Source organism: Vreelandella janggokensis (assembly GCF_031451615.1).
GTDB lineage: Bacteria > Pseudomonadota > Gammaproteobacteria > Pseudomonadales > Halomonadaceae > Vreelandella > Vreelandella janggokensis.
Genome location: NZ_JARWAJ010000002.1, coordinates 472,377 through 493,885, shown reverse-complemented (window position 1 = coordinate 493,885; position 21,509 = coordinate 472,377). Strand labels below are relative to the sequence as shown.

The window sequence follows — 21,509 nt, the reverse complement described above, 5'->3', positions numbered from 1 at the left end:
AAGAAAGAGTGGAGGCCGACACTGGTCGGCCTCCACTCATCAGTCATCGACGCCGATGGCATACTCTTCGCCCGCATCCAGCAGCCAGCGATACAGGTAATCGGCAAAGCTGCGGCGCAATACCAGCTCCCAGCGGTCCTCGGCAGGACGCCGCAGGATCAGGTTACTTTTGGCAAAGACCGTGGTGACGCCCTTGCCAACGGGGAATCCCGCCGGATGCACATCGTAAGGCGTCGACTTCATCAGAAGCTCAGTGGCGGCCTCGCCTTCGAGCTCAAGCAGCGTCTGACCACCGCTGACGTTGACGATGGCATAGTGGGCGTCGCCCAGCATCTCGCGCAGGTTGGCTTCCAGGGAAAACTCTTCGCCACCGGGGACGATGACCAGCCACTCGTCCGGCGAGAGCCACTGGGCAGAGCGCTCGCCGCTTTGATCCTGGCTGAGGGTATTGGGGCGTGCCGGCAGGCCAAAGCCGAGCACCTGCCGGACCGCTTCATCAAGCACAATGGCACCGCCGCGCAGCACCACATGGCCTAAAATGGCACGCTCACGGATCACCACGCGGCTGCGCTGTGAAACATTGGGGCGCCCCGTGCGGCGGTACGACCAGGCCAACGGGGATTCCGCCGGCACCTCGGTGGTAGGACGAACATCGTACATATTGATACCGGTCGCCGTGTTTGCAGACGTATGTTCAGACATGCTGGCGCTCTCCCTTGGGGTCGTAAAAGACGGGGCTGACAATTTCGGCGGCATGGGTCTTGCCATCGACCATCGGCAAATAGACGATCTCGCCCATCCGCTGATGCCCGCCTTTGACCACCGCCAGTGCAAAGCCGCTTTCGAGTATCGGGCTGTAATAGCTGGACGTTACATGGCCCACCATCGGCATGGGGATGGCGTGATCAGGGTCAAACACGATCTGTGCGCCCTCTTCCAGCACCACCGAGGGGTCCTTGGGCATAAGCCCGACCATCTGCTTGCGATCCACGCGCCGCGTATCCGAACGGGTCAGGGCTCGCTTGCCGATCCACGGGAAAGGCTTGTCGTAGCCCACCGCCCACTGCATGCCGAGATCTTCCGGCGTGACCGAGCCATCCGTCTCTTGCCCTGCAATGATCAGTCCCTTTTCAGCCCGGAGCACGTGCATGGTCTCGGTGCCATAGGGGGTCAGATCGTATTTTTCGCCATGCGCGAACAGCGTCTTCCAGACATGCAGCGCATAGTTGGCTTGCACATTGATCTCGAAGGACAGCTCGCCCGTGAAGGAGATACGGAAGACCCGGGCGGGAACATCGGCCACCGTGCCTTCGCGCCAGTCCATGAATTTGAAGGTCTCGCGATCCAGGTCGATATCAGTGATCTCGGCAAGCAGCTTGCGTGCCTCAGGGCCGGTGACTGTGATCGTCGCCCAGTGGTCAGTCACCGAATTGAAATACACCTGGAGGTCGGGCCATTCGGTCTGGTGCCACAGCTCCAGCCACTCCATCACACCCGCTGCACCGCCGGTGGTGGTGGTCATCAGGAAGTGGTTCTCGCCCAGGCAACTGGTGGTACCATCATCCATCAGCATGCCGTCGTCTTTGCACATCAGGCCGTAACGGACCCGCCCTGGCGCCAGCTTGGCCCACTTGTTGGTGTAAACCCGCCCCAGGAACTCGCGGGCATCCGGGCCCTGGATATCGATCTTGCCCAGCGTCGAGGCATCCAGAATGCCGACCCCCTGGCGGACCGCCAGGCACTCTCTGGCCACGGCGTCGTGCATCGATTCCGTTTTGCCATTGACGGTTCGCGGGAAGTACCAGGGGCGCTTCCATTGCCCCACCTCTTCAAACTCGGCGCCCTGTTCGACATGCCACTGGTGCATGGCGGTATAGCGCTCGGGGTCAAAGAGGTCACGGCAGTGACGGCCCACAATGGCACCAAAGGTCACCGGCGTATAGTTGGGCCGGAACACGGTAGTACCCACTTCCGGGATGGTTTTACCCAGGCAACGTGCCGCAATCGCCATCCCGTTGATATTGCCAAGCTTGCCCTGGTCGGTGCCAAAGCCCATCGCGGTATAGCGCTTGACGTGCTCGATGGATTCAAACCCTTCGCGTGTCGCCAGCTCGATCGCTGCCGCCGTCACGTCGTTCTGCATATCCACGAACTGCTTGGGACCGCGCAGTGTCGGCTTTTCATGGGGCACCTGGTACAAAGCGCAGGCAGCACCCTGCCGGTAAGTGTTGACCTTTGGCAGCTCGACAGGCGTTGCCGCAAAGCCCAGCGCCGATAGCGCCTCAACCGCTGCGGAACAGCCATTTGCCAGGCCATCCGCGAGCTGATGAAAGCCCCGCACGCTGCCCGCCGCATGCACGCCTTTGACCAGGCTGGGCACAAAACCAAGAATCTCGTCGTTCCAGGTCGGCCGTGCCCCGGTATGCGACGCCAGGTGAATCGCCGGGCTATAGCCGCCGGAGCTGGCGATGGTGTCGCACGACAAGGTGTCTGAGGCGCCGGTCACCTTGAAGGCTTCTGCATCGATGGTGGCGACGCGGGCGCCGGTCACCCGGTCGCTGCCCTTCGCTTCCAGCACCGCGGCGCCTTCGATAATGCGCACACCGCGCACCCGGGCTTGCTCGACCAGGTCACCTTCCGGGGCCTTGCGGGCATCGACAATGGCGACCACTTCACGGCCGGCATCGAGCCAGTCCAGGGCCGCGCGGTAGGCGTAATCGTTGGTGGTCGAAAGCACCAGCTTGTTGCCGGGCACCACGCCATAGCGGCGGATGTAGGTGGACACCGCGCCAGCGGTCATGTTGCCCGGCACATCGTTATTGCCATACACCAGAGGCCGTTCATGGGCACCTGTCGCCAGCAGCACTTGCCCGGCCCGCACGCGATGCATGCGCGAACGGCTCGGGCGCTGCCCATCGGTGAGCGGCGCGGTCTCGCCAAGGTGCTCGGTGCGCCGCTCATGCAGCGTGACAAAGTGATGGTCGTGGTAACCATTCGCCGTGGTACGCGGCAGCAGGGTGACGTTTGCCATCTGGGCAAGCTCGTTCACAACGCGCTCGACCCAGTGATTGGCCGGTTGGCCATCGAGCTGTTCGCGGCTATCGAGCAGCGAACCACCCATTTCCTCCTGTTCATCGCACAGAATCACTCGGGCACCGCTTCGCGCCGCCGTCAGCGCCGCGGACAACCCTGCCGGACCGGCACCCACGACCAGCAGATCGCAATGCTGGTTGAGGTGATCGTAATGATCCGGATCGCGCTCCATCGGGCTGCGACCAAGCCCCGCGCCTTTCCGGATGACCTTCTCGTAAGTCATCCACATGGAGGCGGGGGCCATGAACGTCTTGTAGTAGAACCCCGGCGGCATAAACTGCCCGCCAAGCTTGCCGACCAGGCTCATGACATCCCGCTGGACGTTCGGCCAACCGTTGGTACTGCGCGCCACCAGGCCATCGAAAAGGGCTTGTTGCGTGGCCCGCACGTTGGGCACCTGGGCGGCTTCAGTGCTGCCTAACTGCACCAGTGCATTGGGCTCTTCAGCCCCCGCTGCGACGATCCCCCGGGGCCGTGAATACTTGAAGCTGCGGTTGACGATGTTCACCCCGTTGGCGAGCAGCGCCGAGGCCAGGGTATCACCGGCATGGCCCTGGTATTGCTTGCCATTGAAGGTAAAGCTCAACGTTTGGGCGCGATCAATTCGCCCCCCTTCGCGAACACGATTCGGCTGTTTCAGCGACTGGCTCATACGTGAACTCCTTCCTGGCGCGACGGCTCTTGTTGTGCGTCATTGAGCTGATCGGCGGGCTTGCCCTCGGGGTACTCCGCCGTAAAGTGTGGCTGTTCGCCCATGGGGTAAGTCTCAAGAATCTCGTAGGTCACCGTATTACGGGTGACATTGAAGAACTTGCGACAGCCGATGGCGTGCACCCACATTTCATGGTGGATGCCGCGCGGGTTATCACGGAAAAACAGATAGTCGCCCCACTCTTCATCGCTGCAGGCGTCGGGGTCTGCAGGCCGTGTGATATGGGCTTGGCCCTTGGGATGAAACTCCTCTTCTTCGCGGAGCTCTTCGCAATAGGGGCAGTAAATATGCAACATGGTACTGACTCCGATTAGTGGGCCACGCCGGCGGCGCCGTGCTCGTCCACCAGCGCACCGGTGTGGAAGCGATTGATAGAGAACGGCGCCGCAATGGGATGCGCCTGGTTTTTCGCCAACGTCCAGGCGAATACATGGCCTGATCCCGGCGTGGCCTTGAAGCCGCCGGTGCCCCAGCCACAGTTGAAGTAAAGCCCCTTGACCGGTGTGGCGGACAGAATCGGGCACGCATCCGGGCAGGTATCCACAATGCCGCCCCATTGGCGGTTCATGCGCACCCGCGAAAAGATGGGGAACATCTCGATCACCGCCTGTAACGTGTGCTCGACGGTTGGGTAGCTACCACGCTGACCGTAACCGTTGTAGCCGTCGATGCCCGCACCAATAACCAGGTCGCCCTTGTCGGTCTGGCTGATATAACCATGCACATGGTTGGACATCACCACCGTGTCCAGCACCGGCTTGAGCGGTTCAGACACCAGGGCCTGCAAGGGGTGAGATTCCAGCGGCAGCCTGAAGCCTGCCATCTTGGCGAGTACGCCCGAATTGCCCGCGGCCACGCAGCCCACGGTTTTCGCTTCGATATCACCGCGATTGGTATGCACGCCATAGATACGGCCATCGCGAATCTTGAAGCCGGTTACCTCGGTGTTCTGCAGAATATCCACGCCCAGCGCATCCGCCGCCCGGGCAAAGCCCCAGGCCACCGCATCATGGCGTGCCACGCCGGCCCTCGGCTGCCATGAGGCGCCCAGGATGGGGTAACGGGCGTTTTTCGAGCAGTCCATCACCGGCACGATGGCCTGGATCTGCTCCGGCGTGAGCACCTCGCTATCGATACCGTTCAGGCGGTTGGCGTTGACCCGGCGCTGTACATCGCGCATGTCCTGGAGCGTGTGGGCCAGGTTCATCACCCCACGCTGGGAGAACATCACGTTGTAGTTGAGATCCTGGGATAGTCCTTCCCACAGTTTCATGGAGTGCTCGTAGAGCGCCGCCGACTCATCCCACAAATAATTGGAACGCACGATGGTGGTGTTACGCGCGGTATTACCGCCACCCAGCCAACCTTTCTCGACCACGGCGACATTGGTAATCCCGTGCTCCTTGGCAAGGTAGTAGGCCGTGGCCAGGCCGTGGCCGCCACCGCCGACAATCACCACGTCGTACTGCTTCTTGGGGGTGGGGTTACGCCACTGGCGCTCCCAGTTTTCATGATGGCTCAGCGCGTGCTTGGCCAGCCCGAATCCTGAATAACGTTGCATGGTTGTCTCCTGATTCGTAATGGCGTTACAGCGCCGTCTCGGCCGCTACTTGGGGTTCGCGGCTCTCGCCATAAACCGGGTGGCGCTCGCACAACGCGGCGACCTTGTCACGCACTTCGCTTTCCACGGCGTCTGTGTTGCCGCGCTCGGCCAGCACGTCGAGGATGTCGCAGATCCAGCCGGCCAGTTCTGCACACTCCGTTTCATCGAAACCGCGCGATGTCGCAGCGGGCGTGCCGATACGCAGCCCCGAGGTGACGAAGGGGCTTTCCGGGTCGTTGGGCACGGCGTTCTTATTGACGGTGATATGCGCCCGGCCCAGGGCCGCATCCGCGTCCTTGCCGGTGACGCCCTGCTTGATCAGCGACAACAGGAAGAGGTGATCATCGGTACCGCCGGAGATCACATCAAAGCCGCGCTCCATGAACACATTCGCCATGGCACGGGCGTTTCCGATCACACGCTGCTGGTATTGCACAAAGTCCTGGCTCATCGCCTCTTTGAAGGCGACCGCTTTAGCGGCGATCACATGCATTAACGGGCCACCCTGCTGGCCCGGGAAGACGGCACCATTGAGCTTTTTATACAGTGCGGCGTCGCCGTGATCGGAAAGAATCAGCCCGCCCCTTGGGCCGCGCAAGGTCTTATGCGTGGTCGTCGTGACGACATGAGCGTAGGGAACCGGGCTCGGGTAATGACCGGCAGCCACCAGGCCAGCGACATGGGCCATGTCGACCATCAGCCAGGCACCGACTTCGTCGGCAATGGTGCGGAAACGACGCCAGTCGACGACCCGCGAATACGCCGAGAAGCCGGCAATGATCATCTTCGGTTGGTGCTCACGTGCCAGGCGCTCAACTTCGGCATAGTCGATTTCGCCAGTTTCCGGAATCAGACCGTACTGCACGGCATGGTAATGCTTGCCGGAAAAATTGGGGGCGGCACCGTGGGTCAAGTGCCCCCCATGGGCCAGGCTCATGCCCAACACCGTATCGCCGGGCTTGATGAGCGCCATGAAAACCGCGGCATTGGCCTGGGCACCGGAGTGTGGCTGAACATTGGCATACTCAGCACCAAACAGATCGCAGGCACGACTGATCGCCAGCTGTTCGACCACATCCACATGTTCGCAGCCACCGTAGTAGCGCTTACCCGGGTAGCCCTCGGCATATTTATTGGTGAGCACCGTGCCCTGCGCCTCGATCACCGCCCGGCTGGCATAGTTCTCGGAGGCAATCAGTTCGATATGCGCTTCCTGACGCGCTACCTCATCAGCGATGGCCGCCGAAATCTGGGAATCGAAGTTGGCAAGTGTGGAAGGGTTCATAAAAGTCTCCTGTTGTTATCGGCAGCTGCGACATGGACGATCTGGTTGCTGAATTGACGGCCGGTTGAGCCGGGGTCCCCATGGCTCCCCGTCCCGGGTATGCCAGTGCTTTCGCTGTCTACTATTAATACGCAAAGCTCGCTGAAATAAATTGAACAAATGCGACATATTTCATGAACGCCTGGAACGGGAAACACCAGCCCATTGTTCGAAAGACGGTTTTGGAGGGCTTCCCAGAAACCCTGAAAAAGCCATCTCAGACCGCCAGACGGCCATCAATATGAAGAAAGAAAGGATCAACCTGATCATTGCCAGGCGAGCTAGCACGTTTGCGCATTTCCGACGGCGTCATGCTGAAGGCACTACGGAAATGACGTGAGAAATGGGCCGTATCGGCGAAGCCGCAGCGCTCACCTATCTCGGTGATACTTTTGCCGGTGTAATGCAGCAACCAGGCGCCGTACCGAAGGCGCAAATCCCGTGCAAATTTCTGGGGGCCAACGCCCAGAACGTCACTGAAGCGACGCTCCAGGTTGCGACGGGAGGTGCCCACCCGCCCAGCCAGCTCATCCATCGAGATGATTTCTCCGAGGTGCTGTTCAAGCACAGCGATGGCGCGGCGTACCAGTCGGTCGTCAACCTTGCCGAATACGACGGGTTGCGGTTGGGGGTGGGCGCCTTTGCGGGCTTCATCAAGCAGCATGATGTTCAGGCTCTTCATCGCCCACGCCTTACCCAGATGTTTTTCCACCAGGTAGCCCGCCAGATCCGCCGCTGCGGCTCCCCCTGCACAGGTAATCCTGTCGCCATCGTCGATGAACAGACGATCCGCAACAGGTTCCGTATCAGGAAAACGATGATGCATGTCGCGATGGTGATACCAACTGATACAACAGCGACGCCCCGTCATTAAGCCGGCTTGAATCAGGGCGAATACGCCAGTACACACGCCTATCAATGGCACCCCCACGCTGGCCGCCTGGCGAAGGTAGGCGAGAGCAACGCTATCCGTGGCGTCCTGCTCCTCCTGGACGCCACCAATAACCACGATGTAGTCAAACTCACCGGGATCGCGAAACGTCTCACAGGGCGAGATCGTCGCGCCACAACTGGAGAGTGCTGCCTGCCCACCGCTGGTCATGAAATTCCAGTGGCAGCGTAGCTGGCGACTCCGGTCACCTTCGTCGGCGGCCAGGCGCAGGCAGTCGACGAAGGCAGCAAAAGGAAAGAGCGTAAAGCGATGCAAGAGCACAAACCCAATGGCCAGTGGCTTATTCAACAGCGTCGTCATCAGCGAATACACCTATCATGTGCCACTAAAAATCCACGATTAAATTGCCCTTCGGACGACTGCAGCAAGACAGGATGTAGCCATCTTCAATGTCCTCTTCGGTAATCCCTCCGTTATGCTCCATTTCCACTTCGCCCGACTTGAGTGCGACTCGACAAGTGCCGCAAATCCCCATGCCACAGGCCTTGGGAATATGCAGCCCAAGCTTGGCTGCTGCCGAGTGAACCGTCTCTTCGGGCTGGATGCGGACACTTTTGCCTGAAGACGCGAATTCGATGCTGTGCAAGTCACTGGTGTCGACATTCTCGGCTTCGACCTCTGCCTGCTCGGCCAGCTCGCGCACATCCTCACGGACATCAAGCGGCGTGGCGCCAAACAACTCCTCGTGGTAGTGATTCATGTCAAAGTTGTTGGCACGAAGAATGTTCTTGATGGCATTCATGTAGGGGGGAGGACCGCAACAAAAGATCTCCCTTTCCATGAAGTCCGGCACCATCAGCTCGAACAGCGGCTGGGTGAGATAGCCACGGTAGCCCGCCCAGGCTTCGCCGATATCCTCTTTGCTCTCGCAAATGATATGCAGCTTGAACTCAGGGATGCGCGAAAACATATGCACCAGCTCGCGATGGTAAATCACATCGCGGGGGGCCCGGGCGCTATGCACAAATTCAACATCGACGCTGGCATTGGTGTCGAACAGCCAGCGCGTCATCGACATCAACGGGGTAATGCCGACGCCGCCCGAAAGAAACAGCACTTTCTCGGCGGGATAATCGATCGAGTTGAAATCGCCGACCGGCCCATGCACGACCAGTTCGTCGCCGACCTTTAAATTGGCATGCAGCCAATTGGATACCTTGCCCCCCGGAATCTGCTTGACGGTGATCGAAAAGCTGTAAGGAATGGACGGCGAGCTGGAGATCGTATAAGAGCGCATGACCGACTCATTGTCGATCTCGAGCTCCAGCGTCACGAACTGCCCCGGCTTGAAGAAGAACAGCACAGGCTGTTCGGCCATAAAGCAGAACGTGCGTACATCCTGGGTTTCCTGGATCACCTTCACGCAACGTACCTGATGCCGACCGTTGGTCCAGGTTTGGGTCGTGACCGGGTTGAAGTAGTTAGTTGTCATTGTCGCCTCTGCCTGACCAGCCTTCATCGCTATGCATCACCGGACCGCATTCTTCATGCAGCCAGTACCGTTGAGCTGCATTTTGGGGACGCGCCTGCTAACCGACTTACCTGACAGCGACGCGCGCTTACCTCGTGACACTCTTTATCGTCTGCAAACCACCTTTTTAGTCGTCACTACATCACCTGATGTCGCGGCTGGATAACTGGCAGGGAGGTGCCTGCCACACAATCTGTCACTCGATGCAGGTCGGGTATTAACAAAGCGCCAGGTTACGCGACAGAACAACAAGATTGAGCAATCTTGACTAACGGCCGACTCGCAGCCCTCGAGGGGGAAGCAGTGGTTTACGAGGATACTGGTATGGAACAACGTGTTTTAACTATGATGGACGACCCACTTGCCGCGGCTCGTGAGTCAACGGCCGAGATGCTGCAGACAAGAGAGCGCACCTTTTCGCTACCGCAGCCTTTTTATAACGATGCCCGCCTGTTCGCGCTTGATATGCAGGAAATTTTCGAGAAAGAGTGGCTGTTCGCCGGCATGACATGCGAGATACCGACCAAGGGTAACTTCATGACGCTGGACATCGGTGATAATCCGATCGTCATCGTGCGCGGCAGTGAGGGAACGATTCATGCGTTCCACAATGTCTGCCGCCACCGCGGTTCGCGGCTCTGCACAAAGGACAAGGGCAAGGTGGCAAAACTGGTTTGCCCCTACCACCAGTGGACCTACGAGCTTGATGGACGCTTGCTCTTCGCCGGCAGCGATATGGGTAGCGACTTCAACCTTGATCAGTTTGGCCTCAAGCCGGTCCATGCCCGCACGGCGGGAGGCTTCATCTTTATCAACTTAAACGAGGAACCGCCCGCCATTGACGAGTTTCTGGAAACGCTTGAGCATTACCTGGAGCCGTACCAGATGGACAACGTCAAGGTCGCCACGGAGTCCAGCATCGTCGAGCAAGCCAACTGGAAGCTGGTGATTGAAAACAACCGCGAGTGCTATCACTGCAACGGGGCTCACCCTGAGCTGCTGAACTCTTTGCAGGAATTTGATGACACCGACGACCCCCGCGCCACGCCGGCCTACAAGGCGCTGGTGGCACGCAAACAGGCCGACTGGGATAAGGAGCAGGTGCCTTACCAACTGACGCGCGTTGGCCAGCAGAACCGCCTGACCCGCACGCCGCTGCTGGATGGCATCGTGTCGATGACCATGGACGGCCAGCCCGGCTGCAAGAAGCTGATGGGCCGCCTGAAAAGCCCCGACATGGGCTCCCTGCGCATTCTGCACCTGCCCAACTCATGGAACCACTTCATGGGCGACCACGCCGTCGTGTTCCGCGTGTTGCCGCTTGGCCCACAGCAGACCATGGTGACCACCAAATGGCTGGTGCACAAGGACGCCGAAGAGGGTGTGGACTACGATCCTGAAGAGCTTCGCCGCGTGTGGGATGCCACCAACGACCAGGATCGTCAACTCGCCGAGGAGAACCAGCGCGGCATCAACTCCAAAGCCTACCAGCCCGGCCCCTACTCCGAGACTTACGAATTTGGCGTTATCGACTTTGTCGACTGGTACGCCAAGCGCATGCTCGAGAATCTGGAGCATGACGCCCCCTCACTGAAGCTGGCGCAAGGCTAAGCAGCACCGCCAAATGCCGGTAACGCAACGGGCCCGCCAATGCGGGCCCGTTGCGTGTGTGTGGCTGTCCACTCTGTCACGTCGACCTCCGCAAACAATGCAACTCCGTTGTCTGTTCGTCGACTCTCTGCACTGCCTTCCTTGGCAATCGCAGGGTTCTTTCCTCTAAACGCCCACCTCTTCCGGGGTCGGCATTTCCGAGCGGCTCAACCGGCAGGCGGCATACTTGAATTCGGGAATTTTCCCAAACGGGTCCAGCGCCGGATTGGTGAGTAGATTTGCCGCCGCTTCGCCATAACAGAAGGGCACGAAGACCATGCCCTCGGGCATGCCCGGGTCGGTTCTCGCCTTGAGGGTGATGGATCCTCGCCGGGTGGCGATGGTCAAATCATCGCCCGGGGCAATACCCAGTCGGATAAACTCAGCGGGCGCCAGGCTGGCCACGGCTTCCGGCTCCAGGTCGTCGAGCACCTTGGCACGCCGGGTCATGGAACCGGTATGCCAGTGCTCCAACTGACGCCCGGTGGTCAATACTGTCGGGTAGTCGTTGTCCACCGGCTCATCCGGGGGCAGTGGGCGCGTGGGTGCAAATTTCGCCCGACCGCTGGCGGTGGGAAACGCATCGCTGAAGACCACATCGTGCCCCGGCGCGTCCTCCGCCGGGCAGGGGTAGGTCACCGACTGCTCGCGCTCCAGCCGCGCCCAGGAAATGTGATCGAGGGAAGGCATGCCTTGTTTCATCTCGGCGAAGACGTCCTTTGGATGCTGGTAATTCCAGCCCAGACCGAAGCGCTTGGCGATTTCCTGGATAATCCACCAGTCCGGCTTGGCCTGGCCGGGCAGCGGCAGGGCAGCACGCCCCATCTGGACCTGACGATTGGTGTTGGTGACGGTACCGTCCTTCTCGGGCCAGGCGGAGGCCGGCAGGATGACATCGGCAAACTGGGCGGTCTCGGTGACGAAGAGGTCCTGCACCACCAGGTGCTCCAGCTTGGCCAGGGCGGCCCGCGCGTGGTAGAGGTCCGGGTCGGACATCGCCGGATTTTCGCCCTGGATATACATGCCGCGAATGGTGCCTGCGGCGATGGCGTCCATGATTTCCACCACGGTGAGGCCCGGCGCCGGGTCGAGCTCGGTATTCCACAGCTCCTCGAAGGCGGCGCGAACCTGGGCATCGCTGACCGGCTGGTAGTCGGGCATCACCATGGGAATCAGGCCCGCATCAGATGCGCCCTGAACATTGTTCTGCCCACGTAATGGGTGCAGGCCGGTGCCGGGGCGCCCGGTCTGACCACAGGCCAGGGCCAGCGAAATCAGACAGCGGGCGTTGTCGGTACCATGGGTATGTTGGGAAATGCCCATGCCCCAGAAGATCATCGCCCGCTCGGCGTTGGCGTAGAGCCTGGCCACCTCGCGGATGGTCTCGGGCTCGACCCCACACAGCCCGCTCATCGCTTCCGGGGTCATGTCCACAGTGTGCGTTTTAAGCGCCTCGAAGCCTTCGGTATGCTCGGCGATATAGGCCGCGTCATACAGCCCCTCGCTGATCACCACATTGAGCATGGCGTTGAACAGGGCCACGTCGGCCCCCGGCGAAAAGCGCACGCTCAGGTGGGCATAGGCATCCAGTGACTGACCGCGAGGGTCAAGGATCACGATCTTGGTGCCGCGCTTGGCGGCCTGCTTGAAGAAAGTGGCCGCCACCGGGTGGTTCACCGCCGGGTTGCAGCCGGTAAGGATTACCACGTTGGCCTGCTCGGCCTGCATGAAGGAGGCGGTGACCGAGCCTGAACCGATGCATTCCATCAATGCCGCCACTGAGCTTGCGTGACACAAACGGGTACAGTGATCCACGTGGTTGGAACCAAAGCCGGTACGCACCAGCTTCTGGAACAGCCACGCCTCTTCGTTGGAGCACTTGGCGCTGCCGAAACCGGCCAGGGCGTCAGGGCCATGGGCCGTTTTAAGATCCACAAGCCCGCCGGCGGCGATTTCCAGGGCTTCGTCCCAGCTCGCCTCGCGGAAATGCGTCAGGGGCTGGGCGGGGTCGAAGTCCGGGTCGATTCCCTTTGCGGCACCCTCGCGACGAATCAGCGGGGTAACAAGCCGCGATGGATGGCGCGGATAGTCGTAGCCGAAGCGCCCTTTGACACATAATCGGTTCTGGTTGGAGGGGCCTTCGCGGCCCTCCACATACAGGATCTCGTCGTCCTTGATATGGTAGGTGAGCTGACAGCCCACTCCGCAATAGGGGCACACCGAATCGACCTTGTGGTCGGCGGCGGTAGAATCACCGCGGCCTGCCTCATCGACCACGGTGGCAGGCATCAGCGCGCCGGTGGGGCAGGCCTGAACGCACTCGCCACAGGCCACGCAGGTGCTATCCCCCATGGGGTCGTCGAAGTCGAAGACGATCTTCGAGGCCGCGCCGCGGTTCGCCAGGCCGATGACGTCGTTGACCTGAACCTCCCGGCAGGCGCGCACGCACAGGTTGCACTCGATGCAGGCGTCAAGATTGACGCGCATGGCGGAGTGGCTGCTGTCCTGCACCAGGCTGTCCGCCCGGGACGCCACATGGTGCACGGTGGGCGCCTCGCGCTCGTCGCGCCTGGGCAACTTGCGGTGCACCGCGGTGGCATCGATGGCCAACTGGTCGGCCATGTCCCAGAAGTGGCTGGCACGGTCGGGGCTCGCTTCCCGCTCGGGCTGGTCGACCACCAGCATTTCCATGACCATCTTGCGGGCGGTATGCGCGCGCTCGGAGTTGGCGCTATTGACCACCATGCCGGGCGCTGCTTCGCGCAGACAGCTGGCGGCCAGCGCCCGCTCGCCCTCGATTTCCACCATGCAGGCGCGGCAGTTACCGTCGGCGCGATAGCCGCTGGCGTCCTTGAAACACAGGTGGGGAATGGTCTCGCCGGCGCGCTTGGCGACCTGCCAGAGGCTTTCGCCGGAGTATGCGCTGACCTCAACGCCGTCCAGCGTCAGGGTAAAGCGGTTGTTGGCGTTCTGTTCGCTCATGGTGGCCTCCTTTATCCCTTGACGATGACGTTCTGGGCGGCAAGTTCACCGCGGAAATCCTTGAGCAGCCCAAGCACCGGATTGGGCGCCGCCTGGCCAAGCCCGCAGATGGAGGCGTCCACCATCACCTGGGAGAGTTGCGTCATCAGCCCGGCGTCCCACTCGTTGCGTTCGAGCAAGGTGAGCATTTTTTCCGTGCCCACCCGGCAAGGCGTGCACTGACCACAGGACTCGTCGGCAAAGAACGCCAGCAGATTGGTCGCGGCCCCGCGCAGATCGTCCTGGTCGGAAAGCACGATCACCGCGGCGGAGCCGATGAAACAGCCGTGCTCCTGGAGGGTGTCGAAGTCGAGGGGGATATCGGCCTTGGCCGCGGGTAGAATGCCGCCGGAGGCACCGCCGGGCAGGTAGGCCGCCAAGCGGTGGCCGTCGGCCATGCCGCCGCAATACTCGTCAATTAATTCCTGTAGTGTTATCCCCGCGGGCGCCAAATACACACCCGGCTGCTTGACCCGACCCGAGACCGAGAAACTGCGCAGACCTACGCGGCCGTGGCGGCCCTGGCTGGAGAAAGCCTCTGCGCCGCGCTGCCAGATCATGGGAATCCAGTAGACGGTCTCGACGTTATTGACCAGCGTTGGGCGGTCAAAGAGCCCTTTTTGGGCCACAAACGGAGGACGATGGCGGGGCTTGCCCGGCTTGCCTTCCAGGGACTCGATCATCGCCGACTCTTCGCCGCAGATATAAGCCCCCGCGCCGCGGCGCAGCACGATGTAACCCGGCGTCACCAGGCCCGCAGCCTCAAGTTCGCCAATGGCCTCGCGCAGTACGCCATGTAACGCCGGGTACTCATCGCGCAAATAGATATACAGTGCCTCGGCCTCTACCGCCCAGGCGCTGACCAAGGCCCCTTCAAGAAACTGGTGCGGCGAATTTTCCAGGTAATAGCGATCCTTGAAGGTACCGGGCTCGCCTTCGTCGGCGTTGATAGCGCAGTAGCGGGGGCCGGCCTCCTGGCGCACGAAAGTCCATTTTTTGAAGGTAGGGAAACCCGCGCCCCCCAAGCCGCGCAGATTGGCCTGCTGCATCGCTTCCATCAACGCTTCTACTGTAACGCTGCCGTCGTGACAGGCCTGGAGCAACGCCATACCGCCCTCGCGGCGATAGTCATCCAATCGCTGCCAGTCGACGGGATCCGGGTGAAAGTGGCCCTTTTCGATCACCGACGCGATCTGCGCCTGGGTGGCGAACGGCACATGATGGTGGCCTACTTCGACTACCGGCGCCGTGTCGCAGCGTCCCATGCAGGGCGCCCTCAACACCCGTACCTGCTCGATATCCACGTTCGCTTCAAGCTGTGCCTTAAGCGCCTCAGCACCGGCCAACTGGCAGGTGAGGGAGTCGCAAACGCGAATGGTCACTGCCGGCGGCGGCAACTGATCATCGTGGATGACATCGAAGTGGGCATAGAAAGTGGCCGTCTCGTAGACGGTCGCCATAGGCAGGTTCATGTAAGCCGCCAGGGCACGCAAATCCGCCAGCAGTAGATGGCCCCGGGTGTCCTGAATGTTGTGTAAATGTTCAATGAGTAGGTCGCGGCGGCGCAGCGTAGCGTTCTGTCGTTCGTCGCCCAGCAGTTCACGCAACCCCTCAAGAAGACTGGGATCGAGATCACGGCCGCGGGGCTTGCCGCGAAAGCGGCGCTTGGGGGTCACGGTCTGGACGGTCATGGGGTACTCATTATTATCTTGATCGGTTTTATACCGGATGAACAAAAACGGCACCCCGCGGGGCGCCGTCTAGGGTCGCACTAACCTGCCCTAAGCCAGGGGTCAGGGCTTGTTACTCAGGCCTTGTTGCTCAGTACTTACTCAGTACTTCTTAAATAAGCTATTAAGCTACGCTGCCATGGGGGTCAATGACGAATTTCTTAGCAGCGCCGCCATCGAAGTCGGCATAGCCCTGGGGTGCCTGATCCAGAGTAATCATCTGGACATTCACCGCATCGGCAATATTGACCTTGCCAAACAGGATTGCCTGCATCAACGGACGATGGTACTTCATCACCGGACACTGTCCAGTATGGAAGCTGTGAGACTTGGCCCAACCAAGACCAAAGCGCATGCTCAGAGCACCCTGCTTGGCGGCCTCGTCCTCCGCACCCGGGTCTTCGGTCACATAGAGGCCCGGAATACCAATCTGGCCGCCCGCGCGGGTCAACGACATCGCCGAGTTGAGCACCGTGGCGGGCGCTTCTTTGCCGTGATTGCAGCCACAGGCGTGAGCTTCGAAGCCGACGCAATCGACAAAGGCATCGACCTCACGCTCGCCGAGGATCACCTCGATCTTGTCGGCCATATCGCCGTCCTGGGTCAGGTCGATGGTCTCACAACCAAAGCTGCGCGCCTGGGCCAGACGCTCTTCGACCATATCGCCGACGATCACACAGGCCGCCCCCAGCAGCTGAGCGGAAACCGCAGCCGCCAGACCTACGGGGCCAGCACCGGCAATATAGACAGTGCTGCCGGGGCCGACTCCGGCAGTCACGCAGCCGTGGAACCCCGTGGGGAAGATATCGGAGAGCAGGGTCAGATCTTTGATCTTCTCCATGGCCTGATCGGCATCCGGGAACTTCAGCAGGTTAAAGTCGGCATAGGGAACCATGACATATTCGGTCTGGCCGCCTACCCAGCCGCCCATATCCACGTAGCCGTAGGCGGCGCCAGGACGGGCGGGATTGACGTTGAGGCAGATACCGGTGCGGCCTTCTTTACAGTTGCGGCAGCGACCGCAGGCAATGTTGAACGGCACAGAAACCAGGTCGCCGGGTTGAATAAACTCGACGTCGCGACCGCACTCGACGACCAGGCCGGTGATTTCGTGACCAAGCACCAGGCCCGATGGTGCAGTGGTGCGGCCGCGTACCATGTGCTGGTCGCTGCCACAGATGTTGGTGGTAACTACCTTGAGAATCACGCCGTGATCGCACTTGCGATTGCCGATGGCGAGTTCAGGATAGGCAATGGACTCAACGGCGACCTCTCCCGGCCCCTTGTAGACCACTCCGCGGTTGGCTGCATTCATGGCTAGCTCCTGTGGCTTATTGTTCTGTTCATGATGGTTGATTGCGCTATCCCACCCTATCCCCTCCGCGCCTTAGGACTTACCCCAAAAAGGCACTCACATATCTATTCAAGACATAAGAGGCCTCTTATCAGCGCAGCGCGCCTTCTTCCTTGAATAGCGTAAAAATCGCCTTGCGCCATGTTCGGGCGCCACACCGTTCTGCAGTCGCCCGCCACTACTATAATCGCTCATGTGCAGGCACAGCTGACCAAGATGTCGTTAGTAGATATACATTACTATCCAGTTTTAACGGCGCCTAGGCCTGTCTGAAAACTGACTGCGCTCGACCATACAGCGTTAAAGATCGGCCCTCGCTCGCCGACTTTTCAGACAAAGCCTAGTGATCTAACCCTCCCATACAGATATATTTGATCTCTAAATAATCATCGAGACCATACTTAGAGCCCTCACGGCCAAGCCCTGATTCTTTAATGCCTCCGAAGGGTATCACTTCGCTCGATATTCCCACTTCATTGACGCCAACCATCCCATACTCAATGTTCTCTGAAATACGCCATACTCGTCCTACATCACGCGTATAGATATAAGAAGCAAGACCAACCTCGGTATCGTTTGCCATCGCTATTGCCTCAGTTTCATCTTTGAACCTAAATAGCGGGGCTACTGGACCGAATATCTCTTCACGGAAGACACGCATGTCACTGGTAACGTTGATCAGTACTGTTGGCTGATAAAAGCATGTGCCATGACTATCAATAGCACCACCCGTCATCAATTTAGCGCCTTTCATTAAAGCCTCTTCCACCATCGCATGAACATCTTTAACCGCCTGTTCATGTATCAACGGGCCAATCGTTATGCCTGCGTCAAGCCCATTGCCTACCTTAAGCTCACTCACAGCAGCAATAAATTTCTCAACAAAGGCCTCGTATACCCCATCCTGTATCAGGATCCGGTTTGCGCAGATACAGGTCTGGCCTGCATTTCGAAACTTTGAAGCCAGCACCCCAGCAACGGCCTGATCCAAATCAGCATCATCAAATACAATGATTGGAGCATTCCCACCCAGCTCCATCGAGACCTTCTTAACCGTATCAGCACACTGTTTTAGCAATAGTTTGCCTACCGGCGTAGAGCCTGTGAATGTCACCTTGCGTACAGTTGTGTTCCCAGTCAGCTCGCTGCCAATCTCACTGGAGTTTTCCCCCACCACAAGATTCAACACACCGGCTGGAATGCCTGCCCTCTCAGCGAGTTCTACCATTGCCAGAGCAGACAAAGGTGTTTCCTTGGCTGGCTTCATGACGAAAGTACATCCCACCGCCAGTGCGGGGCCCGCCTTGCGAGCTAACATAGCATTGGGGAAATTCCAGGGCGTAATAGCCGCGACCACACCCACCGGCTGCTTAATCGTAATCAGCCGACGGTCATTGGCAACGGTCGGAATAACATCGCCATAGATACGTTTAGCCTCTTCAGCAAACCATTCAATATAGGATGCCCCATAAGCCACCTCGCCCTTGGCTTCGGCGAGAGGCTTCCCCTGTTCATAAGTCATAATCATCGCTAGGTCATTTTGATGCTCAAGCATCAAATCATGCCAGCGACGCAGAATAGTGCTACGTTCTTTAGCGGTTTTTGCCCTCCAGGCAGGAAGAGCACGGTGAGCAGCTTCAATGGCCATTCGGGCATCATCCGCACCAGCGTTTGCTACCTGTGCAACCACTTCTCCAGTAGCAGGATTGATCACCTCAAAGTGTGTACTTTGTTTTCCATCTACCCACTGGCCATCGATATAAGCTTGAGTCTTTAACAGACCAGGATCTTTTAGCTGTAATGTCATTTTCAGTTCCCGATACAGGTCGCATCTCGACAATAGTTTCCCATCACCCGATTAACGAAAGTGTGGTACAACCTTGCTAATAAACAGCTCAAGCGAGCGCTTTTTTTCTTCAAAGGGCAAAGTATTATCTGTCCAAAAGCTATACTCTGTGATGCCTAGCTTTTCGTAGTTCTTTAGCCGCCCAACAATTTCATCAGGTGTGCCTATCATCATATTCCGCCGCAGCCCCTCTAGAGAGAACTCAGGGTTATCAGCAACTGATTCTTGTGTAACGGGCTCGAAGAAGCCGTTAACTGCTGGCTGATCGTTCTTAAACCAAGCAAGGAAATAGCGATAGAAGAGATTCAGAGCCTCTGCACCTTTTCGCCACCCCTCTGGATCACTTTCTTCATGAACATAGGTATGACGTAGTAGCATAAGTTCGGGCCTTGCAACTTCTGGATTGTTGCTACAAGCGGTATCGAACTTCCTGGCTAAATCATCCACCTCTTCGTCCCCTTTCATTAAGGCCGTCACCATGACATTGCAGTTATTTTTAACCGCAAACTCATGGGAATTAGGGTCACGTGCAGCGATCCAAATTGGAGGCCGTGGCGACTGTAAGGGCTTGGGCACGCTGGTTGTCGTGGGGAAGCGATAGACCTCGCCCTCATGGGCATAATCGCCCTGCCAAAGACCTTGTATCGCCGGCACCATCTCGCGCAGTGCTTGGCCACCATCTGCTGCAGACATTCCATCGGTAAGGCGGTCAAACTCAAACTGATACGCCCCCCGTGCGATGCCAAATTCAAGACGGCCATTACTGATCACATCAAGCATGGCTGCTTCACCGGCTAGGCGAATTGGATCCCAAAATGGAGCTACAAAGGTGCCTGCTCCCAGACGTATCCGCTCAGTCTTGGCGGCAAGGTAGGCTAACTGGGCTACCGGACTCGGCGAGGAGGTAAATTGCATACCATGGTGCTCACCAATCCAAGCCGTTCGAAAACCACCCGCTTCTGCAATTTTTACTAGCTCACAGAGTTCATCGAACAATTGTTGATGATTCTCCTGCTCGCTGTAACGCTCCATATGTATAAATAGAGAAAAATGCATCTCTGACTCTCCTGATAGTATTTGTTAGCGAGTTTCAATCGAGGGGGCAGTACCTGCGGCACTGATGTCTTCTTCGCGAAGTGCCTTAACCATGCAATAGCACATCACCAAGAGGGCCACGGAAAATGGTAAGGCTGCGGCTATTGCTGCCGTCTGTAAGGCCACCAGTCCACCAGCTAGCAAAAGAACGGCTGCTGTAGCACCAAGTCCTAGCCCCCAAATCACACGATAGAGTTGCGGAGGATGTGGGCTGCCCTTGGCAAGGATCGTACAGATGACAAGAGTCCCTGAATCTGCAGATGTAACAAACCACGTGACAATCATTAGCGTCGCCATGGCAGTCATAAAGCCAGTAGCCCAGGAGACATCCAGTGCCTGGATAGTTTGGAACAACACCTGCGTGACGTTTTCATTAGCAACCGTAGCCAAATCAGCGCCGCCAAAAAGCTGCAAGTGCAAGGCGGTACCACCAAAAATTACAATCCATGCAGTTGCACCTAGGGTCGCTGCCAACATGCCGCCTAACAACACTTCTCGGATAGTACGACCGCGTGAGATTCGGGCGATGAACATACCGACATAGGGGCCCCAAGACAGCCACCACCCCCAATAGAACAGCGTCCACCAACCTTGCCACTGGCTCTCAGGATCAGGATTGGTCCAGAACCCCATGTTGACGATGTTAGCCAAATAGTCTCCTACGCTAGTAGTGAAAACGGTCAGTAAGAAAACAGTGGGGCCCGCCAAAATGAAGAAAGCGAAAAGAATCATGCTGAGATGGATATTCCACTCACTTAGCAGCCGAATCCCTTTCTTCAAACCAGTCACTGCCGAAACAGTGGCCGCTAAGGTAACGCCTATCACTAGCAACACTTGATTGGTGCTGGAAATTTCCAGGCCGAAAAGCGTGTTGAGACCGGCATTCATTTGTGAAACGCCGAGACCCAACGTGGTGGCAGTACCGAATAACGTCGCAAAGATCGCCAACAGGTCGATTGCATGTCCAATGGGCCCATAAATGCGCTCACCCAGCACCGGATAGAAGGCCGAGCGTATCGTCATCGGCAAGCCTCGCCGATAGGCGAAATAAGACAGAATGGTGCCAACCAAGATATAGATAGCCCAACCGTGTAGACCCCAATGAAAAATAGTGATGCGAAGGGCAGCTTGCGCAGCCGGCAATGTATTGGGCTCGACACCAGCCATCGCAATAAAGGGGTTGCCCTGAAGGTGGGTAAGAGGCTCGGCAATACTCCAGAATAAAAGCCCAGTGCCAACGGCAGCACTAAAGAGCATCGCGAACCAGGTAAAGTTGGAAAACTCAGGCCGTTCATCGTCACTCCCAAGCCGTAGCTTTCCATAAGGGCTGATGATGATGCCGATGGTAACGAGTAGAACCACATTTACCGTAAGGATGTAATACCAGCCGAGCTCCTGCTCAATAAACTGCTTCACCCACTGATAGATACTATTGGCCAGTTCTGGCTGAAGTACTGAGAAGAGTACGAAGGCAAATACCATCGTTATCGAGGCTATCGCCATCGTCTTATCAACACCAGCGAACACGCCCTTGCTTGGTGTGTCCTGTCGAGAGTCTTGCATAGAAAAGCTCTCCTTAATTGGATTTCTTGTCATTGTCTTTATGGCGTTACCAACGCCGCCGTAACTAAAGAATCAACCGAGCCGTTGTCGGCAGA

At 58.5% G+C, this 21,509-nt stretch carries 14 protein-coding genes; 1 reads left to right on the top strand and 13 read right to left on the bottom strand.

The features are described from left to right. Positions 1–39: 39 nt before the first annotated feature. From QC816_RS09015 to QC816_RS08985, 7 genes are all read right to left on the bottom strand, one after another. Positions 40–702, bottom strand: coding sequence for a sarcosine oxidase subunit gamma (locus tag QC816_RS09015; protein WP_422823562.1), 663 nt, complete (start codon positions 700–702; stop codon positions 40–42). After that, a complete protein-coding gene (locus QC816_RS09010) occupies positions 695–3,745 on the bottom strand; it encodes a sarcosine oxidase subunit alpha (RefSeq protein ID WP_268901643.1) in 3,051 nt (1,016 codons plus the stop codon). Before QC816_RS09010 ends, QC816_RS09015 begins: the two co-directional genes overlap by 8 nt. Then, positions 3,742–4,101: a sarcosine oxidase subunit delta gene (locus QC816_RS09005; RefSeq protein WP_066314862.1), complete on the bottom strand. Its 360-nt coding sequence runs from the start codon at positions 4,099–4,101 to the stop codon at positions 3,742–3,744. The genes QC816_RS09010 and QC816_RS09005 overlap by 4 nt, the downstream gene beginning before the upstream one ends. Before the next feature lie 14 nt (positions 4,102–4,115). After that, the gene (locus QC816_RS09000) at positions 4,116–5,366 is read right to left on the bottom strand and encodes a sarcosine oxidase subunit beta family protein (RefSeq protein WP_066314860.1); all 1,251 of its coding nucleotides are present in this window, start codon (positions 5,364–5,366) and stop codon (positions 4,116–4,118) included. Between the two features lie 25 nt (positions 5,367–5,391). Continuing rightward, positions 5,392–6,693 (bottom strand): serine hydroxymethyltransferase, encoded by a 1,302-nt coding sequence (gene glyA, locus QC816_RS08995; RefSeq protein WP_066314858.1) that lies wholly within the window; start codon positions 6,691–6,693, stop codon positions 5,392–5,394. 256 nt (positions 6,694–6,949) lie between these two features. Next, entirely contained in the window at positions 6,950–7,984 is a 1,035-nt protein-coding gene (locus tag QC816_RS08990; protein ID WP_066314856.1) for a GlxA family transcriptional regulator, read from the bottom strand. 25 nt (positions 7,985–8,009) lie between these two features. Then, the gene (locus QC816_RS08985) at positions 8,010–9,116 is read right to left on the bottom strand and encodes an FAD-binding oxidoreductase (RefSeq protein ID WP_066314852.1); all 1,107 of its coding nucleotides are present in this window, start codon (positions 9,114–9,116) and stop codon (positions 8,010–8,012) included. A gap of 363 nt (positions 9,117–9,479) precedes the next feature. On the opposite strand from QC816_RS08985, the gene QC816_RS08980 reads away from it, so the two are divergent. Next, positions 9,480–10,766 (top strand): aromatic ring-hydroxylating oxygenase subunit alpha, encoded by a 1,287-nt coding sequence (locus tag QC816_RS08980; RefSeq protein ID WP_066314849.1) that lies wholly within the window; start codon positions 9,480–9,482, stop codon positions 10,764–10,766. A gap of 165 nt (positions 10,767–10,931) precedes the next feature. Here the strand turns inward: QC816_RS08980 and fdhF are convergent, their stop codons facing one another. From fdhF to QC816_RS08950, 6 genes are all read right to left on the bottom strand, one after another. Further along, the gene (gene fdhF, locus QC816_RS08975; protein WP_309781705.1) at positions 10,932–13,787 is read right to left on the bottom strand and encodes a formate dehydrogenase subunit alpha; all 2,856 of its coding nucleotides are present in this window, start codon (positions 13,785–13,787) and stop codon (positions 10,932–10,934) included. A gap of 11 nt (positions 13,788–13,798) precedes the next feature. Further along, positions 13,799–15,517 (bottom strand): NAD(P)H-dependent oxidoreductase subunit E, encoded by a 1,719-nt coding sequence (locus tag QC816_RS08970; protein WP_309781702.1) that lies wholly within the window; start codon positions 15,515–15,517, stop codon positions 13,799–13,801. Between the two features lie 163 nt (positions 15,518–15,680). Further along, entirely contained in the window at positions 15,681–16,871 is a 1,191-nt protein-coding gene (fdhA, locus tag QC816_RS08965) for a formaldehyde dehydrogenase, glutathione-independent (protein WP_039857462.1), read from the bottom strand. Between the two features lie 379 nt (positions 16,872–17,250). Continuing rightward, on the bottom strand, positions 17,251–18,717 hold the full coding sequence (locus QC816_RS08960; RefSeq protein ID WP_309781698.1) for an NAD-dependent succinate-semialdehyde dehydrogenase: 1,467 nt from the start codon (positions 18,715–18,717) through the stop codon (positions 17,251–17,253). 51 nt (positions 18,718–18,768) lie between these two features. Next, positions 18,769–19,812 carry an LLM class flavin-dependent oxidoreductase gene (locus QC816_RS08955; RefSeq protein ID WP_309781696.1) on the bottom strand — a complete coding sequence of 348 codons (1,044 nt, stop codon included), beginning with the start codon at positions 19,810–19,812 and terminating at the stop codon, positions 18,769–18,771. Positions 19,813–19,836: 24 nt separating this feature from the next. Then, positions 19,837–21,414 (bottom strand): BCCT family transporter, encoded by a 1,578-nt coding sequence (locus tag QC816_RS08950; RefSeq protein WP_309781693.1) that lies wholly within the window; start codon positions 21,412–21,414, stop codon positions 19,837–19,839. Between the last annotated feature and the right edge of the window lie 95 nt (positions 21,415–21,509).